This is a genomic window from Bifidobacterium sp. ESL0728, assembly GCF_029392015.1.
Classification (GTDB): domain Bacteria; phylum Actinomycetota; class Actinomycetes; order Actinomycetales; family Bifidobacteriaceae; genus Bifidobacterium.
The window spans coordinates 2035684-2059762 of sequence record NZ_CP113925.1 but is presented as its reverse complement, the minus strand read 5'-3'; the positions used below and the strand labels follow the sequence as shown (position 1 = coordinate 2059762).

12 protein-coding genes and 1 other RNA gene are annotated in these 24079 nt (G+C 58.1%); 11 read left to right on the top strand and 2 right to left on the bottom strand.

Annotated elements, in window-relative coordinates; genetic code table 11:
* Window positions 1-113: 113 nt before the first annotated feature.
* The 5 genes from OZX67_RS07795 (at window position 114) to leuA (ending at window position 6039) form a co-directional block, all read left to right on the top strand.
* Window positions 114-878 carry an aspartate kinase gene (locus tag OZX67_RS07795; protein WP_277142303.1) on the top strand — a complete coding sequence of 255 codons (765 nt, stop codon included), beginning with the start codon at window positions 114-116 and terminating at the stop codon, window positions 876-878.
* Between the two features lie 155 nt (window positions 879-1033).
* Window positions 1034-1576: an ACT domain-containing protein gene (locus OZX67_RS07790; protein WP_277145042.1), complete on the top strand. Its 543-nt coding sequence runs from the start codon at window positions 1034-1036 to the stop codon at window positions 1574-1576.
* A gap of 194 nt (window positions 1577-1770) precedes the next feature.
* Window positions 1771-2844 carry an aspartate-semialdehyde dehydrogenase gene (locus OZX67_RS07785; RefSeq protein WP_277142301.1) on the top strand — a complete coding sequence of 358 codons (1074 nt, stop codon included), beginning with the start codon at window positions 1771-1773 and terminating at the stop codon, window positions 2842-2844.
* Between the two features lie 198 nt (window positions 2845-3042).
* Entirely contained in the window at window positions 3043-3663 is a 621-nt protein-coding gene (locus OZX67_RS07780) for a DUF5701 family protein (protein ID WP_277142299.1), read from the top strand.
* A 465-nt stretch (window positions 3664-4128) separates the two neighbouring features.
* The gene (gene leuA / locus OZX67_RS07775) at window positions 4129-6039 is read left to right on the top strand and encodes a 2-isopropylmalate synthase (RefSeq protein ID WP_277142297.1); all 1911 of its coding nucleotides are present in this window, start codon (window positions 4129-4131) and stop codon (window positions 6037-6039) included.
* Window positions 6040-6189: 150 nt separating this feature from the next.
* Here the strand turns inward: leuA and OZX67_RS07770 are convergent, their stop codons facing one another.
* Window positions 6190-8505, bottom strand: a complete 2316-nt coding sequence (locus tag OZX67_RS07770; RefSeq protein ID WP_277142295.1) for a transglycosylase domain-containing protein — start codon at window positions 8503-8505, stop codon at window positions 6190-6192.
* A gap of 286 nt (window positions 8506-8791) precedes the next feature.
* Here OZX67_RS07770 and OZX67_RS07765 point away from each other — a divergent pair, with 286 nt between their 5' ends.
* The gene (locus tag OZX67_RS07765; protein ID WP_277142293.1) at window positions 8792-9934 is read left to right on the top strand and encodes an inositol-3-phosphate synthase; all 1143 of its coding nucleotides are present in this window, start codon (window positions 8792-8794) and stop codon (window positions 9932-9934) included.
* 104 nt (window positions 9935-10038) lie between these two features.
* On the opposite strand, the gene glf is transcribed toward OZX67_RS07765, so the two are convergent.
* Window positions 10039-11220 (bottom strand): UDP-galactopyranose mutase, encoded by a 1182-nt coding sequence (glf, locus tag OZX67_RS07760; RefSeq protein ID WP_277142290.1) that lies wholly within the window; start codon window positions 11218-11220, stop codon window positions 10039-10041.
* Window positions 11221-11539: 319 nt separating this feature from the next.
* Between glf and ffs the strand changes: the two genes are divergently transcribed.
* From ffs to OZX67_RS07735, 5 genes are all read left to right on the top strand, one after another.
* An RNA gene (ffs, locus tag OZX67_RS07755) (signal recognition particle sRNA small type) lies at window positions 11540-11636 on the top strand.
* A gap of 40 nt (window positions 11637-11676) precedes the next feature.
* Window positions 11677-16656: a PD-(D/E)XK nuclease family protein gene (locus OZX67_RS07750; RefSeq protein ID WP_277142288.1), complete on the top strand. Its 4980-nt coding sequence runs from the start codon at window positions 11677-11679 to the stop codon at window positions 16654-16656.
* Between the two features lie 2 nt (window positions 16657-16658).
* The gene (locus OZX67_RS07745) at window positions 16659-21359 is read left to right on the top strand and encodes a UvrD-helicase domain-containing protein (RefSeq protein WP_277142286.1); all 4701 of its coding nucleotides are present in this window, start codon (window positions 16659-16661) and stop codon (window positions 21357-21359) included.
* 240 nt (window positions 21360-21599) lie between these two features.
* Entirely contained in the window at window positions 21600-22301 is a 702-nt protein-coding gene (locus OZX67_RS07740; RefSeq protein ID WP_277142284.1) for a GNAT family N-acetyltransferase, read from the top strand.
* Between the two features lie 339 nt (window positions 22302-22640).
* Window positions 22641-23996 carry an MFS transporter gene (locus OZX67_RS07735; RefSeq protein WP_277142282.1) on the top strand — a complete coding sequence of 452 codons (1356 nt, stop codon included), beginning with the start codon at window positions 22641-22643 and terminating at the stop codon, window positions 23994-23996.
* The last annotated feature ends 83 nt before the right edge of the window (window positions 23997-24079 follow it).

The window sequence follows — 24079 nt, the reverse complement described above, 5'->3', positions numbered from 1 at the left end:
CTGCGTTGTGTTGCGATGCGTTGTTTCGCATGATGTTGTCTGTTGGTCAGCATTGAGATTTGGCGGCGTGCGTTTGCAAAGCAACGTATCCGCCAGGGGAGATAAGGAAAATCGTGGCGCTTATCGTGCAGAAATACGGCGGGTCCTCTGTGGCCGACGCCGAGTCCATCAAGCGCGTCGCCAAGCGGATTGTGGAAACGAAACGCAAAGGCAACAACGTGGCCGTGGTCGTTTCGGCGATGGGGGACACCACCGACGACCTGATCGATCAGGCGATGAGCATTGATTCCAACCCTCCCGCACGCGAGATGGACATGTTGATGACCGCAGGCGAGCGTATCTCAATGAGTCTTCTGGCGATGGCCATTCACGCTGACGGAGAACGTGCCTACTCCTTCACCGGCTCGCAGGCAGGTTTCATGACCGACGCCCGATTCGGCGCGGCACACATCAAAGCCGTGAAACCCGAGCGCGTCGCCCACGTGGTGGGCGATGGCAAGATCGCCATCGTCGCCGGGTTCCAGGGCATCAATGCCGACGGTGACTACACCACGCTCGGCCGTGGAGGCTCGGACACCTCGGCGGTGGCGCTCGCAGTGGCGTTGGGCGCCGATATCTGCGAAATCTACACCGATGTGGACGGCATTTTCACCGCCGACCCGCGTATCGTCCCCACCGCGCGGCGCATTCCCTCCATCAGCTACGATGCCATCCTTGAAATGGCCTCCTGCGGCTCGAAGGTTCTCGCCCTGCGTTGTGTGGAATACGCCCAGCGTTTCAATATGCCGTTGCACGTGCGTAGTTCATTCTCACACCGGATGGGCACTTTGGTGGTCCCGGAAGGCGTCGACGCACGGAAATTGCCGAATCTCGAATAAGCAAGCCGGCAGCGAATGCAAGCGCAAAATAAAACCGATATGAGCATGAATCGTTATCAGAAAGCAAAGGAAACACAATGAGCAGTGACAGCACGAAAGACGATGACGTGAATCCGGCCGAACAAAGCAATACCGGCAAGAACGAAAACAAGTCGATGGGTGATATTTTCCCGGATCTCGGCCCCGAAACCCCGGTCATTTCCGGCGTTGCGCACGACCGCACCGAATCCCTGGTCACCGTGCGTGGCGTTCCGGATGAGCCCGGCATGGCCGCCCGCGTGTTCACCGAGCTTGCCAAAAGTGGCATCAACGTCGACATGATCGTGCAGGCCGGCGCATCCACCGGCAAGGCCGACATTTCCTTCACCGTCCCCGATTCCACGGTGAAGACCGTCGAAAAGGCGCTTGACGGTAAGAAGACCAGGCTCGGCTACGACTCCTACTTCGTCAATTCCAACGTCGGCAAGGTGGCCGTGGTCGGTGTGGGCATGAAAACCCATTCCGGCCTTGCCGCCAAGTTCTTCGAGTCATTGAGCGCCCAGCACATCAACGTGATGATGATCTCGACCTCCGAGATCCGCATCGCCGCCCTCGTTCCGCTTGACCAGCTCGATGACGCGGTGCGTGCGCTGCACACGGCTTATGGCCTTGACGCCGATCAGGTAGAAGCCGTGGTCTACGGCGGCACCGGTCGCTGAAGTATTGCTGCATCTCGCGTACCATTTCTAAATCTCATATAGTCGTTTTGTGCCCTCTTCGCGTGGCACCTCGCGCTATGATATGGCACGTATAACGGCCTGTCGGATTTTCCGGCAATCCGACTCGAAGGGAATACACGAGATTACGGCGGTGAATGTCAAGAGCGCGTAGCCGTCAAACGGGAGGAACAATCATGGCTGAGTTCAACGAAAACCAACAGCGCAAAGTCAACGTCGCGGTGCTGGGAGCCACCGGGCAGGTCGGCATGGTGATGCGTCGCGTGCTTGACGAGCGTGATTTCCCCGTCGATAATCTGCGTTTTCTGGCTTCCTCACATTCCGCTGGAACGGTATTGAAATGGCGTGACCGCGACATCGTGGTCGAGGACGTCGCGAAGGCCGACCTGAGTGGTATCGATATTGCCATTTTCTCCGCCGGCGGCGGCACTTCCAAGGTCTGGGCGCCGAAGTTCGCCGAGGCCGGTGCTTATGTGATCGACAATTCCTCGCAATGGCGTATGCACGACGACGTGCCACTGGTCGTGGCCGAAGCCAATCCCGACGATCTTGACGACATTCCGCGCCGCATCGTCGCCAACCCGAACTGCACCACCATGGCCTGCATTCCGGTTCTGAAGGCGTTGGACACCCACTTTGGCCTGAGGCGCCTTATTGTCAGCTCCTATCAGGCAGTTTCCGGAGCCGGGCGCGCCGGAGTCGAGCAGCTGATGAACGAGGCCAAGGCCGCCGTCGATCAGGGCGCCGATAAGCTCGTTTTCGATGGTTCCGCCATCGATTTCCCCAAGCCCACCAAGGTCGTGCGCACCATCGCCTTCAACGCCGTGCCGTTCATCGGCGCCATCGTCGATGACGGCAGCGAGGAGACCGACGAAGAGCAGAAGCTACGCAACGAAAGCCGCAAGATCCTGCACCTGCCGAACCTCGCCGCTTCCTGCACCTGCGTGCGCGTCGGCGTGTTCACTGCCCACGGCATGTCGGTCAACGCCGAATTCGAACGCGACGTCACCCCTGATATGGCCCGCGAAGTTCTGAAGGACGCGCCGGGCGTCGAGCTCAACGACATCCCGACCCCGCAGCTGGCCGCCGGCCGCGACCCGAGTTTCGTCGGCCGTATCCGCCAGGACCAGGCCGTCGACGGCAAGAAGGGCCTCGCCTTCTTCATCGCCAACGACAACCTGCGTAAGGGTGCCGCCCTCAACGCCGTGGAACTCGCCGAGATCGTGGCCCGTAAGCATTTCGGAGCGTGACGCTCTCATAGCGCGTTCTTATCTTCTCTAATGCGACCAAAAGCACGAAAATTGGCCCGAAATTGTGCTTTTGGTCGCATTCACATACAAGTACAGGGGCGTCTGGATTCAAGGTTCCACGGTGGGATAGCTGGTGCGTCATCGTCTTCGATGTGAATCCATCCGCACTTCATCATGAGCAGGTGACATACTGGAGGTATGTCGAAGGCATCTCAAGAAGCACAAAAACAACTGGACCGCATCGTGGCGTTGGGCTACCCGGACGTAGCGGATATGAGCGCGGCGGCGTTTCGTGCGCTCGCACGCCCTCTGATCGATGCCCTCAAAGACAGCGATCTGGGTGAGAATATCCTTTTGGTGCCTACCCACGAGCTGGTAAGTCCCGAGTCATTGATTGCTCGAACCAGTATCAACCGCATGGCCGGTTTCACCACCATGCCCCCGCGCGATGTCGCCAGTTTCCTGCCGCAGGACGGTTTCGAGCCGCCGGAAGGCCCGTTCTACCTGGTCGTCGACCCGCACACCGGTACGGCCTACGTCAATCGCGAGCCGGACGTCGCCCGCAAGTTGATCGATTCCGACGAGCGCATGCCGCTGACCCTTGAAGAGGGTCTGGCCATCGCCACCCAGCACCCCGATTGGCTCGTGAAGAAGAACGGCTTCAACCTGCTCGGTTCTCGCAGCGCCGACGGCCGCGTGCCGAGCATCTGGATGAGCCAGAACGCGCCGCGTCTGGGTTCGGTCTGGCCAACCTCCCGCCATACGTGGCTCGGCAACGCTTACTGCCAGGCCCGTCGCGGAGTTTCGCTGTTTCGCTGAACGATTCGTCTAGAGCTAGGTTCTTGGGCTTGGTGTGTCCAATTTCGCACCATACACGGTTTGGCGATACTTGCTGTAAGGCTCGTCGCGGAGTCTCGCTGTTCCGCTGAACGATTCGTGGAAATTGCCTGTTGACTGCGGTCTGCTGATTTTCGTTTTTCATCACGATTCCGGCATGGTTTGCGGTTTTTGGGCTTACTGTCGAGAAAGTGGCTCACACTAACCCATGGTTACCAAAAGATACCGTACGTATTCCCATGGTTTCTTTTGGTAACCATGGGTTAGTGTGAGCGGGGATTTCATTTTCCTCGTCAAATCTTGGAATATTGGCGGTTTGAGCGCGTCAAACCGTCTATCATTAGCATTTATATGTTTCTGCAAGGTAATTAAGCCTATCGAAACATATAGTTTTTAGTTACTTCGCGTCGCAACCTGCGGTGCGTAATACAAAGAAAAGGAGGAGTGATGGGTCAGGATCAAGAATCATCGGTATTTGATCTCGCGGCGGTCGCCGCACAGTCCAATGGAGGTAACAACGACCTGCTGCTGCCTCCGCCGCGTTTCGTAGGAGAACCCCAAAAGCCGAGCTCGATGCCGTATACGAAATATGTCGCATATGACAAGCAGATTCCGTTCGATTACCCCGAGCGCACTTGGCCGGAAAAGAAGCTGCGCCGCGCCCCGCGTTGGTGCTCGGTCGATTTGCGCGACGGCAACCAGGCGCTGGTCAACCCCATGGATTCCGAGCGCAAGCTGCGTTTCTGGAACCTTCTGATTTCCATGGGCTTCAAGGAAATCGAGGTCGGCTTCCCATCGGCTTCCGACACGGATTACGATTTCGTGCGTCTGCTGATCGAACGCGAGCTCATCCCCGACGACGTCACGATTGTCGTTTTGACGCAGGCCCGCGAGCACCTGATTCGCAAGACCTATGAGTGCCTGCGCGGCGCCAAGCGCGCCGTCGTGCATTTCTACAATTCCGTTTCCGTTCTGCAGCGCGAGGTGGTCTTCCGCAAAGACAAAGAAGGCATCAAGAAGCTTGCGACCGACGCGGCCGAGCTTTGCAAGGACCTCGAAGGCGCGGCCGGCGGCACCGACCTGTATTACGAGTATTCGCCTGAATCCTTCACCGGCACTGAGCCGGATTACGCCGTCGAAGTGTGCAACGCCGTCATCGACGTCATCAAGCCGACGCCGGATCACAGGATGATCATCAACCTGCCGGCGACCGTCGAAATGACCACGCCGAATGTCTTCGCCGACGAGGTCGAGTACGTCTCCAACAACCTCAAAGACCGCGATTCCATCGTCCTCTCCCTGCATCCGCACAACGATGAGGGCATGGGCGTGGCCGCAACGGAACTGGCCGTGCTCGCCGGCGCCGACCGCGTCGAAGGCTGCCTCTTGGGCAACGGCGAACGTACCGGCAACGTCGACTTGGTCACGCTGGGCCTCAACATGCTCACCCAGGGCGTCGATCCGCAGATCGACTATTCCGACGTGCCGAAGATTCGCAAGACCGTCGAATACTGCAACCAGCTCACCATCTCCGAGCGCCACCCCTACGCCGGCAACTTCGTGTTCACCGCTTTCTCCGGCTCCCATCAGGATGCCATCAAGAAGGGGCTCGAGGCCCGTGAAGCCGCGGCCGAACGTGCAGGAGCCAACCTCGACGATTTCGTTTGGCTCGTGCCTTACCTGCCCATCGACCCGAAGGACATCGGCCGCAGTTACAAGGCCATCATCCGCGTCAACTCGCAGTCCGGCAAGGGCGGCATGGCCTACCTCTTGAAGACCAACCACAATCTCGACCTGCCGAAGCGCCTGCAGATCGAATTCGAGAAGGTCGTGCAGGACTACGCCGACAAGACCGACAAGGAGGTCAAGGACGACGAGATCTGGCGACTCTTCAAGGACGAGTACCTTCCGGTCGAGGAGAACGGCGCATTTGCAGCCAGCGACGCCGTGGGCGACGAGAGTGACGACAATCTTGAGTCGTGGGGCCGTTTGAAGCTGCTCAATGTCTCGGTGACTTCGGGTGCGGATGGTTCCGATACCGTCTTGAAGGCCAAGTTGCTTGACCGCGGCGCCGAGTACGGAGCCGATCCGATCGAACGTGAGGTTTCGGGAGCTGGCAACGGCCCGCTCGACGCGTTCCTCAACGCGCTTTCCTCGATTGGCATTACGGTGAGCGTCATGGATTACGCCGAGCACGCCATGACCGCAGGCACCGACGCGATGGCCGCCTCGTATATCGAGTGCCAGATCGGCGGCGAATCGAATGCGAAGATCATCTGGGGCGTCGGCATCGATTCGTCGATCACCACCAGCTCGCTGAAGGCGATCATCTCCGCGATTAACCGTTCGATGCGCTGATAGAGTCATCTCGTATTTCCTGTTGTTCCGGGTCAGAGAACCGGAACAACAGGAAATACGGAAAATGTAAAACAATAAAGCTGTGGGCTTGCTCCGTTGAGGATGCAAGCCCACAGCTTTATTACTAGTGTCTGGCTGCTGTTATTCCTGTTATTGCTGGTCTTGCGGGCTCTGCTGTTGCTCGCTGTTGCCGCCGGTATTGCTCCCGGTACTGCCATTCGATTCGGTCTGGCCCTGGCTTGGGGTTTCGCCGGTTCCGTTTTCTGATTCACCGGCAGTTCCGCTCCCGGAGCCAGAGCCTGCGGAAGTCGATCCGTTCGAAGAGCCTTCGGAGGAGTTGTCCGAATTGTTGTTCTCGTATTTCTTATATCTGTAGCTGCCGGAAGAACCCGACCTTGCCCCGCTGCCCCACGTACCGTCCGGGCCGCCGATCTTGCCTTCATCGTGGGCTACGGGGAAGGTCTCGTTCGGCTGGTCGGCAAGTGCCTGCTTCATGTATTCGGTGAAGAGGTGGGCGGGGTATTGGCCGCCGGAGCCGTAGCCGTCGCGCAAAGGCTGGATTTCCTGTGGCGTGCCGTTGGGCCCGGGGCTCCACATCGCGAAGACGGTGACCACGCTTGGGGTGAAGCCGATGAAGCTGCCTGCCGTCGAATCGTTTGCGGTTCCGGTTTTCCCGGCGATGGTCTTGCCCACCTTGCGCACTTCTGTGGCCGTGCCGTACTGCACGGTTCCCGTCATCGCCTTGGCCACAAGCGCCGTGTCGTTGGCCCCGAAGACGCGTTCGGTGTCGGTGGGGGCGCGGTACATGTCTTTGCCGCTCGAATCCTTGACACTCGCGACGATATGCAGCGTGGGCTTGTTGCCCTGATTGGCGATGGTGGCGTAGGCCTGCGCCACGTCGGAGACACGCACGCCGTTGTTGCCGAGCACGGTGAAGGGGTTGTCGCCGGGCACGAGCTTCGGGCTCATTCCCGCCGCCTGCGCGGTCTGCGCCACCTTCTTGGCTCCCAGATGCTCCTGCAGGTCCATATAGACGGTGTTGACCGAATTCGCGGTCGCGTTGTAGAGGTTCGTATAGCCGAATTGCTCGTTGCTGAAGTTTCGGACCGGCTGGGTGATGCCGGGGTAGGTGCGCGGCGAATTGCCGTTGAAAGCCGTGTTGAGGCTCACCCCGTCTTGGACCGCCGCCAGCAGTGCGAACGGTTTCATGGTCGAGCCGAGCTCGTAGGTGGCCTGTGTGGCGTTGTTGAGCTGCTTGGTCAGGTAGTCGTCGCCCGCGTAGAAGGAGATGATGGAGCCGTCCTTCGGATTGACGCTCATTGCTCCGGTCTGCATGCCTTGGTTGAGGATTCTGGCGTTCTCTTTGGTCGAAGGGCTTGCGGTGTTGAACATCAGGTCCTGCTTGCCTTTGTCGATGGTGGTGACGATGGTATAGCCGCCGGTATCGAGGTCGTCGGGCGTGAAAGCGCCGTTGCCGGTCAGTTCGTCGCGCACCATCTGCAGAATGTAGCCGTTCGTGCCCTTATATGAGCTTTCCTGGGATTGTGGAGGTACCGTTGGAGGCATTTGTGGATTGGCCGCGGCATCCTTTGCGCTAATGTATCCCTGTTTTTCCATGATGCCTAGGACGCGTGTATAGCGTTGCTGCGCACGTTTCGGGTTTACCGCAGGATCCCAGGTCGAAGGCGCCGGGATGATGCCTGCCAGAAGCGCCGATTCGGGCATGGTCATGTCTTTGGCGTCTTTGTTGAAGTAGGCCTTTGACGCGGCTTCGATGCCGTACGCGCCGCGTCCGAGATAGATGGTGTTCATATAGTTGCACAGGACCTTGTCCTTGTCTTGCGACTTCGTGATTTTCATCGCGAGAATCGCTTCGCGCACCTTACCGGAGTAAGAGTGCGTGTCGCCCATATAGTAGCGTTCCGCGTACTGCTGCGTAATGGTGGACGCGCCCTGTCGAGCTCCGCCGCTCACGTTGTTGAGCAAGGCTCGTGCGATGCCTTTGAAATCGACGCCGGTATCGTTGTAGAAGGTCTGGTTTTCACTTGCCACCATGGATTGGCCGATATATTTGGGCAAGGCGTCACAGCTGATGATCTCACGATTCTGGGTGGCAAAATTGCCGACTGGAGTAGTGCCGTCGGCGTAATAGACCTTGGTTTTTTCCGCCATCGCGATTTTCTCTGGTAGCGGGATTTCGGTGGTGGCGTAAAGATAGGCAAATGTTCCGGCGCCGGCGAGAATAATGATCGCGATGATACCCAGTGTCCATTTAAGAATGCGATGCTTATGCTTTTTGGGTGCCTTGCGTTGCGGGCCGTGTCCGTTCGAGCGTTTGGGCGCACTATTGGCGCCGCGGCGCGGATATTGGTCGCGCTGTGACTTGGCGCCTCGGTAGTTGCGTTTGGGCTTGGCTCTGTTCGGGCTTGCGGCGCGCGCCGAAACTGTGCGAAACTCTGTGACCATGCCAACTACCGTAACGGTTGCCCCTGAAAAACTACTGGGATTGGCAGGCAGAAGCGAAATTTATGTGCAGTTTTGGTGACGAAAAATCGAAGAGTGACGTAGACCATATAATTATTCCGAAATTTCTATTTCGTCTGTTTCATCTGCTCTATCCTTTGGTTAATTCGTACCAATCTATATAATTCCTGCTACATTCTTGTGTGTGCGCTGCGTGTGCCGGTGCCCTTTTCTTCATAAGGGGCTAAACTTACTAATGGAATTTTGCACGTGAAATAAAGGAGTCAATATGAGTATTCGCGTGGCAGTGGCAGGTATCGGTAACTGCGCCTCGTCCCTGATTCAAGGTGTCGAGTATTACAGGAACGCGAAGGACGACGAAAAGATCCCCGGCCTGATGCACAACAACTTCGGTGGCTACCGGGTTCGCGATATTGAATTTGTGACGGCGTTCGACGTCGATTCCCTCAAGGTGGGCAAGGATATCTCCGAGGCCATCGGGGCTTCGCAGAACAACACCTACAAGTTCTGCGACGTGCCGAACAAGGGTGTCGAGGTGCTGCGTGGGCCGACCTACGATGGTTTGGGCGAGTACTATCGTCAGATGATCACCGAGTCCGACGCCGAGCCGGTCGACGTGGCTCAGGTCCTCAAAGACAAGAAGGTCGACGTGCTGGTCAGCTATATGCCCGTTGGCTCTGAACAGGCCGACAAGGCTTACGCACAGGCCGCGATGGACGCCGGTTGCGCTTTCGTCAACTGCCTGCCTGTCTTCATCGCTTCCGACCCCGAGTGGGCGCAGAAGTTCCGTGATGCCGGCGTGCCGATCATCGGCGACGACATCAAGAGCCAGGTCGGCGCCACCATCACCCACCGTGTGATGGCCCGCCTCTTCGAAGACCGCGGCGTGCGCCTCGACCGCACCTATCAGTTGAACGTCGGCGGCAACATGGACTTCATGAACATGCTGCAGCGTTCGCGTCTGGAGTCCAAGAAGGTCTCCAAGACCCGCGCCGTCACCTCGATCGTGCCTCACGAGATGGAAAGCCGCAACGTCCACATCGGTCCGTCCGATTACGTGGCTTGGCTCGACGACCGCAAGCTCGCGTTCGTGCGTTTGGAAGGCACCACCTTCGGTGACGTGCCGCTGAACCTTGAGTATCGCCTTGAGGTCTGGGATTCCCCGAACTCCGCCGGCATCGTCATCGACGCCGTGCGCGCCGCCAAGATCGCGCTCGACCGTCATCTTGCCGGCCCGATTCTTGCTCCGAGCTCCTATTTCATGAAGTCCCCGGCCGTCCAGCATGAGGACACCGAGGCTCGCGGCCTGGTGGAGAAATTCATCAAGGGCGAGGTTGAGGCCGACGAAGCTGAACTCGATGCCGACGTGAAGTCCGCCAAGGACAACGGCAAGGACGTCTGGCACGCCTGAGTGAAATCGTTCTGATACACGGGAAACCGTGTAACTAATATTGTGGGGCTGCAACCTGTAATCGGTTGCAGCCCCACAATCGTTTATCGGCTGTTATCGTGCCGTTACTTGCCGAGCATCGGGCCGACCTGCTTCTCATAGGCGATGAGCGCCGAGTTGATGACCTGATGCATGTCGTAGTAGGCGTAGGTGCCGAGGCGTCCGCCGAAGACGACTTCCGGTTCCTTGGCTGTCAGATCCTTGTACTGTTGGTAGAGCTTCTGGTCGGCAGCGGTGTTGATGGGGTAGTAGGGCTCGTCGTCACGTCCGGCCGAACGGCTGTACTCCTCCCAGACCACGGTCTTGTCCGGGTTCTGGGATTCCTTGCGTTCGGGGTTGAAGTTCTTGAACTCGATGGCGCGGGTATAGGGCACGTCGGCATCCACGAAGTTCATCACCGGGCAGCCGAAGTGGTCGCCCTCGTCGTAACGCTGCTCCTTGAAATCGACTGTGCGCCACTTGAGGTCACCGAGCGCATAATCGAAGTACTTGTCGACCGGGCCGGTGTAGACGATCGGGACGCGGCCGAGGAGCGCCTTCTTGTTAAGCGGCTGGGTTTCATCGAAGAAGTCCGTGTTAAGCGTGACGTGAATCTTCGGGTCGTCGATCATGCGCTGCATCCAGGCGGTGTAGCCGTCCTTGGGCAGACCCTCCCAGGTGTCCTTGAAATAGTGGTTGTCATAATTGAAACGCACGGGAAGTCGCTTGATGATCGAGGCCGGCAGCTGCGCCGGGTCGGTCTGCCACTGCTTGCCGGTGTAGTTCTTGATGAACGCCTCATAGAGCGGACGGCCGATGAGCTGGATGCCCTTGTCGTTCAGATTGCTGGGATCCGTGCCGGCCAGTTCGCCCGCCTGCTCCTTGATCAGCTCCTGCGCCTGAGCCGGCGTGTAGTGCGCATGGAAGAACTGGTTGATGGTCCCCAGATTGATCGGCATCGGATAGACCTCGCCGTCGTGCGTGGCATAGACGCGGTGCTGGTAGTCGGTGAACTCGGTGAAGCGGTTGACGTAATCCCACACGCGCTTGTTTGAGGTATGGAAGAGATGCGCGCCATACTGGTGGATCTCCGCTCCGGTTTCCTTGTCCATATAGGAGTAAGCGTTGCCGCCGATATGCGGGCGGATGTCGATGATCTCGACGGTGTGTCCGTTCTCGGCCGCCTGTTGCGCCACGGTGAGCCCGAACAGCCCTGCGCCCACTACCACCAGATCCGGCAGTGATGTTTCCTTTTCATTATCGGTCATTGCGGTTTCCCTTTCCGTCCCTTAATCGGCTTTTCGCTAATTCCTTGGTTTGGCCGGAATGCGCCTTTCGGTGTTTTCGGTCACGGATGAGTCAGATTCATGTGGTTTTCAATCGTCATCCACCATGTGTTGCCGTGTGTTTTCGGCGATTAACGATTCCATGATACTCGTAAGCTTGTTTTTTGTCGGCCTCTGCGCCGCTGCTCAGTATCGCCAATGTTTTATCAAGGCCATTTCAGAGGAGACGGCGCGGTACCGTTTCCTGCCACGTCCATCGGTTTTCGCTGGATGTAGTGCGGTCCGGGCATGGGGTATACTGGTTAAGCCTTCACGTGGCGTTACGTCACCCAATCCCCCCAGGGCAGGAATGCAGCAAGGGTAAGTGGCCTCTGTCGGGTGCGTGAAGGTTTTCTTATGCCCGCGACCACACCGGCCTTTAGACTTTGAACTATGGCTATGAGTGGGAACGATGTGTTGGATTTCGGTGATTGTGCCGCAATGGATGCGGTGAAAACATTGCTGGATCAGATGCCTGATATACCGGTGGACACCAATTCTCAATCTGCCGGAATTTCGACTTTCTCTGGTGATTCGAAGGCTTCTCCCGCTGGTTCATCCTCTGAAGTCAGCATCGGCCAACGCGCTCACGCCGGCACACTTCTGGTGGCCGGCGCGCCCGGGGCTGGTAAAACCGAGTTCGCGCTCGCGGCGGCACTCGTTGGCATCTCGCAATTCGGTGATACCAGGGTTTTTATGGCGGTTTCGGGGCGGCGGGCCGCAGACAAACTTTCCGACCGAATCATTCGCGCCGTTGGCTCCACTTCGAGCGCCCGACCGGTGACCACCCTTTCCGCCATCGCCTTTCGTTTGCTTTCCGCGATCCGTGAGAGCAACCGCGAGCCATTGCCGAAACTTCTAAACGGTGCGGAACAGGACGCGCTGTTGCGTCAGGTGGTCGCGGTGCACGTGCGCCATGCCCGCTCTGGCGAGTTGTGCGATACCTGCGAGCTGATGCGGCAGTATTTCGCCGCCGATGATTGGGTCGATACCGTTTATGGCGAAAACGGAAGCGAGACGATTGGCAAGCCGCGTGAAACAGGTGGCGTGTCTCGTGGCTTGGTGTCTGGCCGGCGTGCGGCAGATGCGTCGAGTAATGATGACCAACCTCGTTCGACCTCGAAGGGCATCGGTTCCAGCGATGTTCTTTTCGCCCGCGGGATCAACGATGCGTTTGTAATGCAATTACGTGACATGTTGGCTCGTATGGATGAGCTGGGCTTGGGTTTCGAGCGCGAGGACGAGGTTCTGCGAATGCTCGCTGATTCCCAGAATGCCGGGGAAGGTTACAGCTTGTGTAACGAACGCCTCGGCGTCCAGTGGCGGCTGGCCTTCGCGTTGCGTCGTGAGTATGTGCAGGCGGTGGTGGACGGATATCCCGGGGAGTTCCGCCTTGATTCCTCGCGTCTGTTGGTCGAAGGTGCGCGGGTTGCCGCCGAGGTGGCAGAGCAGGTGCTTCCGAAATTTGTGGTGGTTGACGATTTTCAGGATCTAACGCTGGCCGGGCTTGCCTTTCTTGAGGCATTGACGCGACGGGGCGTGAAGTTGCTGCTTGTCGGCAACCCCGACGAGGCCGTGCAGACCTTCCGTGGTTCCTATCCGGAATATCTGTTTGCACGTGCGCAGCAGCCGCCGCTTTCGGCCGGATTGATGACGTTGCCGGTTCGTCTGATTCGTAAGGTTACGAGTGCCTCGAACGGGTCCGGTACCGTCGCGGAATATGGGGATTCGCAAAATCTGACGGACGAGAACAAAACCGCTGGGACTGAAGTTTTCGAGACAGTCGACAATGGGAATCATGCTGAAACGGTTTCTGAAACCGCTGAAAGCAAAGATAATGTCGAAACGGTTTCCGAAAACGGTTCTCCCGCATCGCCGTCATATCTCGACCTGCTGGCTTCGCGCGTCTCGCTTTCCATCGCCGCGAACGAGGAGACTTCAGTGGCGTTGCCGGATCGTCCTGGAAAATTGCCGCGTATGGCCGCAACTCTTCCCATCGCACCGCTCGATTCCAATGATCCCAAACTACGCGACGGAAGCGTAACGACCTTGCTTTACCGAAACCCGCGCGAGGAGCTGGACGATGTGGTCTGGCGCATCAAGGAAGCGCATCTTTCGGCTGGCCGTCAATGGAACGATTTCGCGGTGATTGCCCACGACAACGACACGGTTCGCGCTTTCGGCGAGCGGCTGCGTGGCGACGGGGTGCCGGTGCGCTATTCGGCGGTCACCAAGCCGCTGAAGGACGATCCGAGTGTGCAAGGGCTCTTTGCGCTGCTGGAGCTGGCAAAGCTGCGCCATGACGGCATTGGCGCTGTTGGCATGTCATTGAGCGAAACGGCAAGGTACGTACGCAGCCGGGTGCAGACCCTGCTGGAAAGTCCGTTGGTCAGTCTGGGTTCGTCTTCGGCGGTTTCCGTTTCGTCGTCGCCCGCCCGCCTGGCGCCGGTGGAATCGGTGATGAAAGCCATCGCCTCGTTGGCGCAGGTCGTCGATGGCGAAATGAGTGGTCAGGCCCCGGCAGTGGATGCCGACGAAGACGGGCATGCTTTGGATGTCACTGCGCAACTGCCGCGTTTGCAAGCCGCGTGGCGAGCGTTGCGTAACAGGGTTGTCGCGCAACGTCCGGCAGGTGATATCGAGGTGGATAACAGCCTTGTCGAAGGTATTTCCGACCAAGACGAAGTCGACATGCCCTTTGGCTTGGACGCGATGTACATCATGCTGGCATTCGATGGTTCTGGACTGGAAAACGATACCGCCGGTGCCGCCGAAGCTGTATTGCAGTTGCTTGGCAAGGTGGGTGGCGACGCCTATACCCGCGCCTTCGCCCACGTCTGGAATTTGGTGGATAAAGTCGAAAAGGGACTGCTCTCCCTGCCAAGTCTGGAGCCGCAGTATGCGCTTTCTTTGGCGTGGGACGCAAGCCACGTGGCCAGTGCGTGGCAGGTTCAGGCGCTCGCGAACAACGCCGATGGTCGTGCCGCTAATGACCGGCTCGACGTGATGATGCGGCTTTTCGCCTATGCCTCGGGTTCCGGCGCGAAGCAGAGTATCGAGGATTTCATTTCCAGCGTGCGTTCGATGCGCATTGAGGCGGATTCATTGGCCAAGGTCGCGCCCATCGACCAGGCAGTCACGCTCACCACTCCGGCCGGTGCCGCAGGCGGCCATTGGCGCTTTGTTTTCATCACCGAGATTCAGCAGGACGTCTGGCCGAATCTTGCTGCCCGCAACACCATGTTCGGCGGCGAGGATCTGGCCGACATCGTCTTGCACGGCGGCATGCGCGAGGAGCATGAGCCGGGTATGGCCGGAGGGGACCGGGAACTTGCGCAAGTGCTTTCAGCCGAGCAGAAAAGCTTCCTGGTGGCGCTGACGCGGGCGAGCGAACAGGTGAGTCTGAGCGCCGTGCTGAGCGATGACACCGTACCGTCTGATTTTCTCTATACTTACGTTCCCGAACGTTTCGACCGCATGCGTGACGCCGATCTTGAGACCAGGAATTATACGCCACTGGCAGATTCCGGCCGTTTTGCCGGACTCGACACTGATCCGCGTGGGCTGGTCGCGGCTTCGAGAATCGAGTTGATGCGGCAGCCGGATACAGCCGGAACTGGGACGGGTGAAACCGGTGAAGTTGGTAACGATACGGTCAATAACAACCAAGACGTGGTTGGCAAGAATACTGGCGCGTACGGCGTTGCTGGTGCCGAAGCGGATTCCTTGCAATCAGCCGTCGCGCCCGACGCGCTATCCTCGGCACGTGTGCGTGATGCGGCCGCGTCGTTGGCTTTGCTCGACGATGCCGGACTTCAAGCGGCCAACCCCGACAGTTGGCCTTATACCTTCAATGCACCCAACGCTGCTAGTGCCAGCTGGCAATCCGAAACCGCGCAAAATACCTATGCGTCTGATTCGTCACAACGCAATGAATCGGTGAGACTTTCAGGGTTGCAGACATCAGGAAATGTCTCCGATTGTGATGACTCCAACTCGTTTGAGGCTTCGCAGGAGCCGCGGAATATCTCGCATCTTGATGAATCTGCTACGTTCCAGACTTCACAGGAATCGCAGAACGCTTCGCAAGACAATGAGCTACCGCTTTCGGCTCCGACCGTCACGCTTTCGCCCTCGCAGGTCGATCGGATTTGGGCCTGCCCGGTCTGCTGGATGTTGGAAAACCAGTTCGCCGGTCCCCGTCCGTCCAATGCGGCCACCAGCTTCGGAACGCTGGTTCACAAAGTCGCCCAACTTGCCAGCGAGGCCGGCCTTGACGCTCCCGATTTCATGTCGGACAGCTCTGAAGACGACCATATCAAAGCGATTACGACACGTATGATGGATATGTACCACGAGCTTGCCGATGACCTTGACGCCATCGACGATCCCGAGCAGCGCTATCGTGCCGAAAGCAAGGACGAAGGCGCCGAGCAGACACTCACCGATATCGCGACCTATTTCGTAACCTCAAATGATAAGGATTATCCTTACGGAAATCTCAAGAACTTCACTGTGGGTCACCTGCAGCATGCGGACAGCGAGTATGAGTTCGCCGCCAGATTCGGTCTTGACGATATTCGCGCAGCCTACAACGCCATCGATGGCATCAACCCGATTGATACCGATGACCTTGTCGGTATCATGGGTGTGCTCAACGGCGGTTGGCCGGAGGGCATGAGCGCTGATTTGCAGATACGTCTGACCGGACGCATCGACCGCATGGAGTGGCGGGATTTGGGGGACGGCAAAGAACACGTGCGTCTGATCGATTGGAAAACCGGGCACGGCCACAGCGGCAAGCAGATGTTCAATGATTTGCAGCTGGTCTGCTACCAGCTCGGTTTGGCGTTCCCCGAGGCGAATCGGTCGAAGCAAAACAACGACGGAAGCGGAACTTCGGCGGTCCTTCCCAATGTCGGATTGCATGGTGTCGAAGCGCTCAAGGCCATGCCCGACATTACCCAAAGCGCGTTGTTCGATGTCGATATGGCCACGTCCCCGGCGCAAAGTTACGGAGCGGCGGAGACGGTTTTCCAACCTACGCTGTTCCATGCGGGAACGTTGAACAGTACCGGTTTCACCAAACGCAGTCATTATTCTGATCTGCAAAAACTGGCGGATTTGCCCGATCTGCCGGCCGATGCGCCACAAGGTGTGAGCGCACATGCCTGGGAGCAGTTCCTTTCGTTGCGGGGTACACAAGCGGTTTGGGCGTTGACCATGATCTCGCGCATCTTCTACGCCGCGGCGGCCTCGCGTTCCAGCGTTTTGGTCGCCCGCCCGCAACCAGACCACGTGGCTTGGTGCAATATGAAAACGGTGTGCCCGGCCTGCGCCGGCGAAGTGGACACGGTCTACGAAGTGAGGAGGGGCTAAAGATGGTAAACGAGCAAAATTTGGGCCGGTTCAATGACATTGACGGTGTACGCGTCGACATGAACATATCGGATAGCAATAACCATGACGTCGAAGGAAACGGAACCAACAATATGGGCAAGGCTCCCACTGTCGCCAATGCCGGCGATACCTCTAATGCCGCTGGAATCGTCAATAACGTTCATGCTGCCAAACTCGCCAATACCGACAGCCCCGAGCAGGCCGCCGTCATCAACGCGCCCGAAAACGCGGACGTGCTCGTGGTTGCGGGTGCCGGGTCCGGCAAGACCTACACCATGACCCGTCGCATCATCAACCTGATCAAGGTGGGTGTGCCGCCCGAAAAAATCCTTGGCCTGACCTTCACGCGCAAGGCCGCTTCCGAGTTGCTGGGTCGTGTGTCGAGTGCGGTGGCCGAGAACGCTCGAATGGCCGAAACCGATGCGAACGCTGCCGGCAACCCGCGTCGTACCAACGTTTTCCTGAAGCCGCAGGTCTCCACCTACGATGCGTTCTTCCAGTCCATTGTGCGTCAGTATGGCCTGCTGGTCGGCTTCGACCAGAACACCCAGCCGTTGAGCGAGGCCGGCGCCCACCAGCTTGCCGTCACGGTCATCGACGAGAACATGGATATCCTGCGCGGGCAGGGCTTCGGGAGTTTTTCTGACACGGTCAGCAAGATGCTGGACCTTTCCAATGCCATCAGCGGTTCGATGATCGGCGAACATTGCACCAGCGTTCCTGAGGCCATTGCCCGAATCCGCGAGTGGGATCAGGCATTTATCGCGCAGATGGATACCGCCATCGGCGACGAGGCCGTTCCCGAGGATGAACCGAAAACCGGCAAGCCGCCGAAACGCAGGAAAAAGGACACCGATGAGCAGTTCGCCGATCGCATCGCCGAATATCGTGCCGCTTTTCATCAGTTGGCCATCTATCGCAGCGCCGGCTTGCGCGATGTCGCTAAAAAACGCGAAATCCTGCTGACTTTGGTCGAGCGTTACCACGAGCGCAAGCAACAGCTCAATATGGCCGAATTCAACGATTTCACCGTGGCCGCCTATGCGTTGATCACCCGTTTCCCGTCAATCGGGGAGCGGCAACGCCGGCGCTATACGCATGTCCTGCTCGACGAATATCAGGATACGTCCACCACCCAGGCTGCGTTGATTGCCGCCTTGTTCCATCCCGATGATTCTCAACTGGGATCAGGCAGTTCCGCAGTCAACGCCGTCGGCGACCCCTTCCAGTCCATTTACGCTTGGCGCGGCGCAAGCCCCGGAGCCTTCCGTATGTTCCAACGCGATTTCGGCATGGACGAGACGTCCAAACCGTATTCGCTGAGCGTCACCCGACGCAATTCGCGAGTGGTGCTGGAAGCCGCCAACGATCTGACCCAGCCGTTGCGTACCCCGGACCGTATCCCCTCAAGCTCGCCGATGCGCGAGGTACCGGTACCGGCGCTGAGCACGATTGACGATGCCAAAGAGGGCACGCTGGGTGTGCTCAGTTTCGACACGCTTGGCCAGGAAATCGACGCCGTCGCTCGGTTCGCCAAAACTTCCATCGCCCGGCATACACCGACCGACCCAAGTCAGAAGGATGTTCGCCCTCATGTCGCCGTCCTGTTCCGAGGCAAGAAAAATATGCCCGAATTCGCCGAGGGGTTGCGCAAAGCAGGGTTGACAACGCTGACCGTGGGGTATTCGGCACTGCTGGACCGCCCGGAAATCCGCGACGTTCTGGCTTTGCTCCACGTTGTCGCCGACCACACGGATTCCGGCGCTTTGATGCGGCTTTTGGCTACACCCCGCTTCGGATTGGGCAGCAGCGACCTGAGTGCCTTGGCCAGGCTCGCCAGCCGCCGCAACGACGAATATCGCTTCCGTGCGTTGGCTGGGGCCGGTCTGGTACCGGCTGATGCCAGGCCGGGGGAGATGTCGAAACTGGTCGCCGAGCATCGCGACCAGGTGCCCAATATGGTCTTTCTCGCCGACCTTCTGATAGACAATAAACTTGAATCTTCGCTGGATTCGCCTCGTGTCGCTTCGCTTTTCAGTGCTTCCGGGCTTGTGGCCATCCGTCACGCCTCCCAGGTTTTGCGGCAGGTCAATGCCGTCATCAACCACTCACTTACCGAAATCATCGAAACGGCGGTGGAAGCGCTCGATCTCGATATTGACACAGTGGTCGCCCAAGCCCTGCAGCAGGAAGCCGGTAAACCGGTGGAACCCGCTTTGGCTCGCTCCCCGATGAACGCTCTGGTGGATCTGGTCAACACTTATACGCAGGAAATTACGGAAGGTGCGACGCCGACGTTGCGTGGGTTCGTTTCCTGGGTGGATTCGCTCAGCAGTATTCCCGACGAAATGGCGGCAGTGCCGAATGACCCGGTCGACGTGGTTTTGATGTCCATTCATCAGTCCAAGGGCCTCGAATGGGATTCCGTCGCCATTGTCGGCATGAAGGCCACGAGTTTCCCTTCCAATACGGGCGACAAGCTCAAGATCAAGTTGGACGAAGAACATATCGGCGGGCTGCGAGGCGGCGTTTGGCAATCGCCGCAATATCACGAGACCGCCGACACCTGGCTTGACAATCCGGCCGCAGTGCCCGTTCCGGTACGTGCCGACGCCGATATCCTGCCCCGCTTCCCGCACGATGCAGGGGTCGGTGACGATCCGATTGAGGCTTTGCATAAACTTTCCGACGTCGAAACCATGGCCAATGAGTCCGAAGGGTTGATGCGAGTCTTTGATGAGATTGACGGCAGTGATAGTGATACATCTGATGCCGGAGGAGCCTCCGTATCCTTCGGCGGCGGTGTGTCTGGTGCCGAAGGGACTTCCGCACCCGGCGGCGGCCCCGTGGATTATCTTTCCCAGCAGGAGGAATACGGCCGCAGGCTGCATGCCGACGAACGCCGGCTCGCTTACGTCGCCTTGACCCGTGCCCGCGAAGAGGTGCTGATGACCTACAGCCGTCACGCCGAACTTTCGCGTGACCCCGAGGCCGCGGGTAGTGGCCATGAGTCCAAGCCGTCGAATTTCTTTACAGAAGTCCATGACGCTTTGGCCTATAGGGACGACGTGGTGGTGGTCGAGGCTGATTCCAAAGCTAACGGTAACGATGACGGTGGCGATGGTGATGGTGACAACCCGAACAATCTGAAAACCTCGGATATCGAAGATATGTCGCAAAGCGATCATTCCGGGGCCGCGGAAACAGGCGATACCGTAAACCTTACGGAAACCAATCCATCTGCCCACCCGACGTTATCGGAACTGAACGCCCCGAAACCGGACGGTCTTTTCGTCGGCTCGCATGCTGAAGAATATGAGCAGGCCATCGTTGAGGAGGCTTGGCAGACGCCTATGTGCGAGGACGAAGCGCAGGAGGATCAGCCGTTGCCGTGGCCCGCTTCGATGAGCCAGGAGATGGCGCATCGGTTGCGCCGTTCGGCCACGCTGACCCGGCGCATGCATGAGAGTCTCGTTGCGGAAGTCGGAAATGGCATGGCTGAGAATGATGATAATTCAACTGTTTTCAGAGCCAGGCTCGGAAATCCAACGCTAAATATCAATGCAACCGGGGATGGCAGTAAAAGTGGAAAAGGCCGTAATGCGCAATCCGTTCCAGGAGACACAACCCGCATAGTGACGCCAGCCATAGGGGCGGCTGAACCTGAATCCGTCGCGGGAGCCGAAACCGATGTTGTGACGCAAGCCATCGATCGCATCGCCGCCGACCTGCCGGAAGGCCAGTCGTTGGCCAAACGCACGCAGATGCTGTTGGCCGATGAGGATCTGATGCCATCACTGCAAATCGCGCAAACCGGCAACGGCGGTACCTCGGGCGAGCTCAGCCACCAGCCCGACCACTCCGGCTCGAAGGCGGAAAATGCCAACGAGTTTGATATCGAAGTCCGCAGCCGCGGCGAACGCATCCTCGCCAGCCGCCGGCAGAATGTCACCTCATTGCAGGCCAGCGCAGGCAATATGAGCAAGCGGGAGAGCGAGCAATATTGGCGTGCCCTCGTGCGCCCGATCCCTCGCGTGGCCTCGCCAGCCGCGCAGGCCGGTACGCGTTTCCATGCGTGGGCCGAGCGTTTTGTGAACGCTTTTGACGTTGATGAGGTTGCCGATACGCCCGTAGACGACGGCATTTCGGCCGTAGCCGGAGCTAGTCAAGCCGAGACCCGAGCCTCGCTCATCGCCGGTCTCGCCCAGGCCGAACAGCATCCCGAAGCCAATCAAACCGCGACGGACTGTAAGATCCTGACCTGGCAACGCCGATTGGTCGAGGGACGTTGGGCGACCCGGCGCCCGTATGCCGCAGAAGAGCAGATTGTCGTCGCCATCCCCGAGCTTCAAAACCGTATCGTCAATGGCAAGCTTGACGCGGTTTTCTATGGTGGACTTGACGAAAGCGATCCCACGAAACGTTTCACGATAGTCGATTGGAAAACAGGCAAAAAGCCGACGAAACAGGAGGATATCGACCAAAAGCTGACCCAGCTCGACATGTATCGCCTGATGTTTGCCCAGATGAAGAACATTCCGCTTGAAAGCGTAGATGCCACGTTGTATTACGTAAGCGTAGCCTCCGAAGACAAGCGCGCGGTGTATGCCAAGTCCAAGTCCAAGCCCGAGATTCTCAAAGAGCTGAATGCCGGAATTCCTGTTATCAGCGACGAAGACTAGACATTGAGAAAGGAAATGTATACCCACCTGATGGTATATTGTGCGTTGTTTGTGCCTTAGTAAGTTTCTTCAGCCTTGGATATGGCTGGTATGGCTCGCAGCGTAACGGTTTGTGGGTATGATGTAGTGGCTTTGGTTTTTAATGAGCTTTCAATAAGGGCTTTTGACTGGAAGGCGAATGTCGCGTCGGTAGGGGCCGGCGGGCGGCAGGGCTCAGACAATTATGGAGGGAAACAACTCATGGAGAATATTGGGAACGGCGATGCCGGAATCGGAGTGGTCTATTCCCCGATGATCTGGAGTGATGTCGAGGCCATCACCCGGCAGTTTGATGAGACCTGGGGCCATTACGCACCCATTGGTAACGATAAAAAGCTTTCGATGTTGCTTTCCTATCATTTCGTGTTGCATTATATCGAGCCGGCCACACGCGGTGAGATCGCCCACAAAAATGGCGAATTCATGGGGGTTGTTCTTTCCCGTGTCGTAGGCCAGCCGGTGATGTTCGGCAACGTTGCCAAGGAAATGGCGAAAATCGACGAACGGCTCAATTCCACTCCGGCCGGACACAAGGCGCTCGCGGATCTCGAGCTTGGTTTCGAGATCGAGCGGCGTATGGAACGTCAGACCGGCATCAATGACAAGGCACCAGCCGAAGTCGAGCTGTTCTTGGTGTCCTCGGCTTCCCGCGGCCGCGGAGTCGGCGGCGAGCTGTGGAGCCGGACGATGGATTATTTCGAGCGTTCGCACGTGCCGATGTTCTATCTGCACACCGATTCGGATTGCGACGTGAGTTTCTACGACCGCCACGGCATGAAGCGCATCGCCGAGCGCGAAGAACAGCGTCACCCCGACGATGGCCGCGACCGTGAGATGGCCCCCACCGAAATGTTCATCTATGCAGGCATGCCCGGAAGGGTGAAAGCGACCGTATCGGCATGATGATCATAAAAGCGGTATGAAGGTAGTGCAGGCATAACGTAAATAATGTCCGTTTCGGATATCGCTTACGTTCCTGCTTGCGTTTACTGGATTTCGAAAGGCGGCCCAGTGCCGCTTTTCGCGTATTTGGCGAGTCGTTTCATAATTCCGTTTTCATAAACTCCGCAGTTACGCTGCGGGCAATGCGACCGAGCCGGGTGGATAGACTGGATATATACATAGAAAGCATCGAATTATGTGGTTGATATCTGCTTCAACGATTCGGTGGTTTCGGCTTTGAAAATGTGATTTTTGATGACGCCATCGTCATCGCAACTTGTCGGAAAGGATTGATGGCCAGTGAGCAATGCAGGTCGCAGCGTGCCAAGTCAGCGTCACAAGTCGCCGTACGGACGGCTTTTCGCGATACCTGGCGCCAAGGCGTTCTGTATTTCCGGGGCGGTCGCGCGTCTTCCGATTTCGATGATGAGCCTTGGCATCGTGCTCGCGCTGAACCACATGTACAACAACTGGACGGTCGCCGGCACGATGAGCGCGGTGTATATTCTGGCTGTCGCCGCCGTCACGCCGCTTTACGCCCGTCTTTTCGACCGGTTCGGCCAGCACAAGGTCGGCTGGGTCGCTTTGGGACTTTCTGTGGTGTTCATGTTGGTTTTCGCCGTGGCCGCGTGGGCCCGCGTCTCGATTCCCATCTTGTTCGTTCTGGCGATTTTGATGGGTTTGACGCAGTTTTCGTTCGGGGCTTTGGTGCGTACCCGCTGGGCCTACGCGCTGCGCGACCCGAAAAACAGCGGTCTGCTCGATACTGCCTACGCCCTTGAAGCCGGCATCGATGAGATGGTCTTTATTCTCGGTCCGATTCTCGCCGCGTTTTTGGCGACTTCCGTGAGCCCCGTCTCGCAGCTTTTCGTCCCGACCATTGCCTGTGCCGTCGGGGGAGCGGTCTTTTTCTCGCTTAAAGACACCCAGCCTCCGGTCATCGAAACGGTGTCCGTCGTTGCCGCCTCTCCGACAGACGTTGACGTGAAAGCGGCTTCCGAAAACCGCGGGGGTTCGCAAGGTTACCGGCTTGACGAAGATGGTGTGAGCCTCCACCAGTTGCACACCCATAACCAAAAGCCGAAGAGCGTGCTGTTGTACGCCGGCATCATTCCGCTGCTGGTCGTGTTCGTCGTCTTCAACATGAGCTTCAACGAGTTCGATGTCTCCGTCACCGCGATGATGAAGGCCATCGGCTGCGAACAGTTGCTCGGCCTTCAGCTGGCGATGTTCGCCGTCGGCTCCTGCATCGGCGCCTTCATTTTCGGTTCGAAGAAGCCGAAGGGCTCCAACTGGCAGCACATGGTGATTTTCCTCACCCTGCTCACGTTCGGTTATGTCTTCTGCCGCTTGGCGATGGACAACCTCATTTTGCTCGCCGTCGCCTCGGTTCTCTCCGGTCTGTTCGTCTCGCCGCTTTTCGCGACCGGCAACCTCATTGTCAAAGACATCGTCCCTCCCAGCTCTCTGACTGAGGGTCTTTCATGGGTCACCACCGCCGGTTCGGTCGGCACATCGTTCGGTTCGTCGCTCGCCGGCATGGTGCTCGATGTTTCAAGTCCTCACGTCGGTCTGCTCCTGCCGATCGCCACCACTTTCGCCGCCGTTCCCTTGGCGGTTTTGGGTTGGTTCCTCGCACGAAAACATAATGCATGAGCGGTGTAAAACGCCGGGTACCTGGGGTTTACGTTGTTAATGACTTTTCTCTTTGTGTTATTAAGTTAGAGCTGAATCTATTG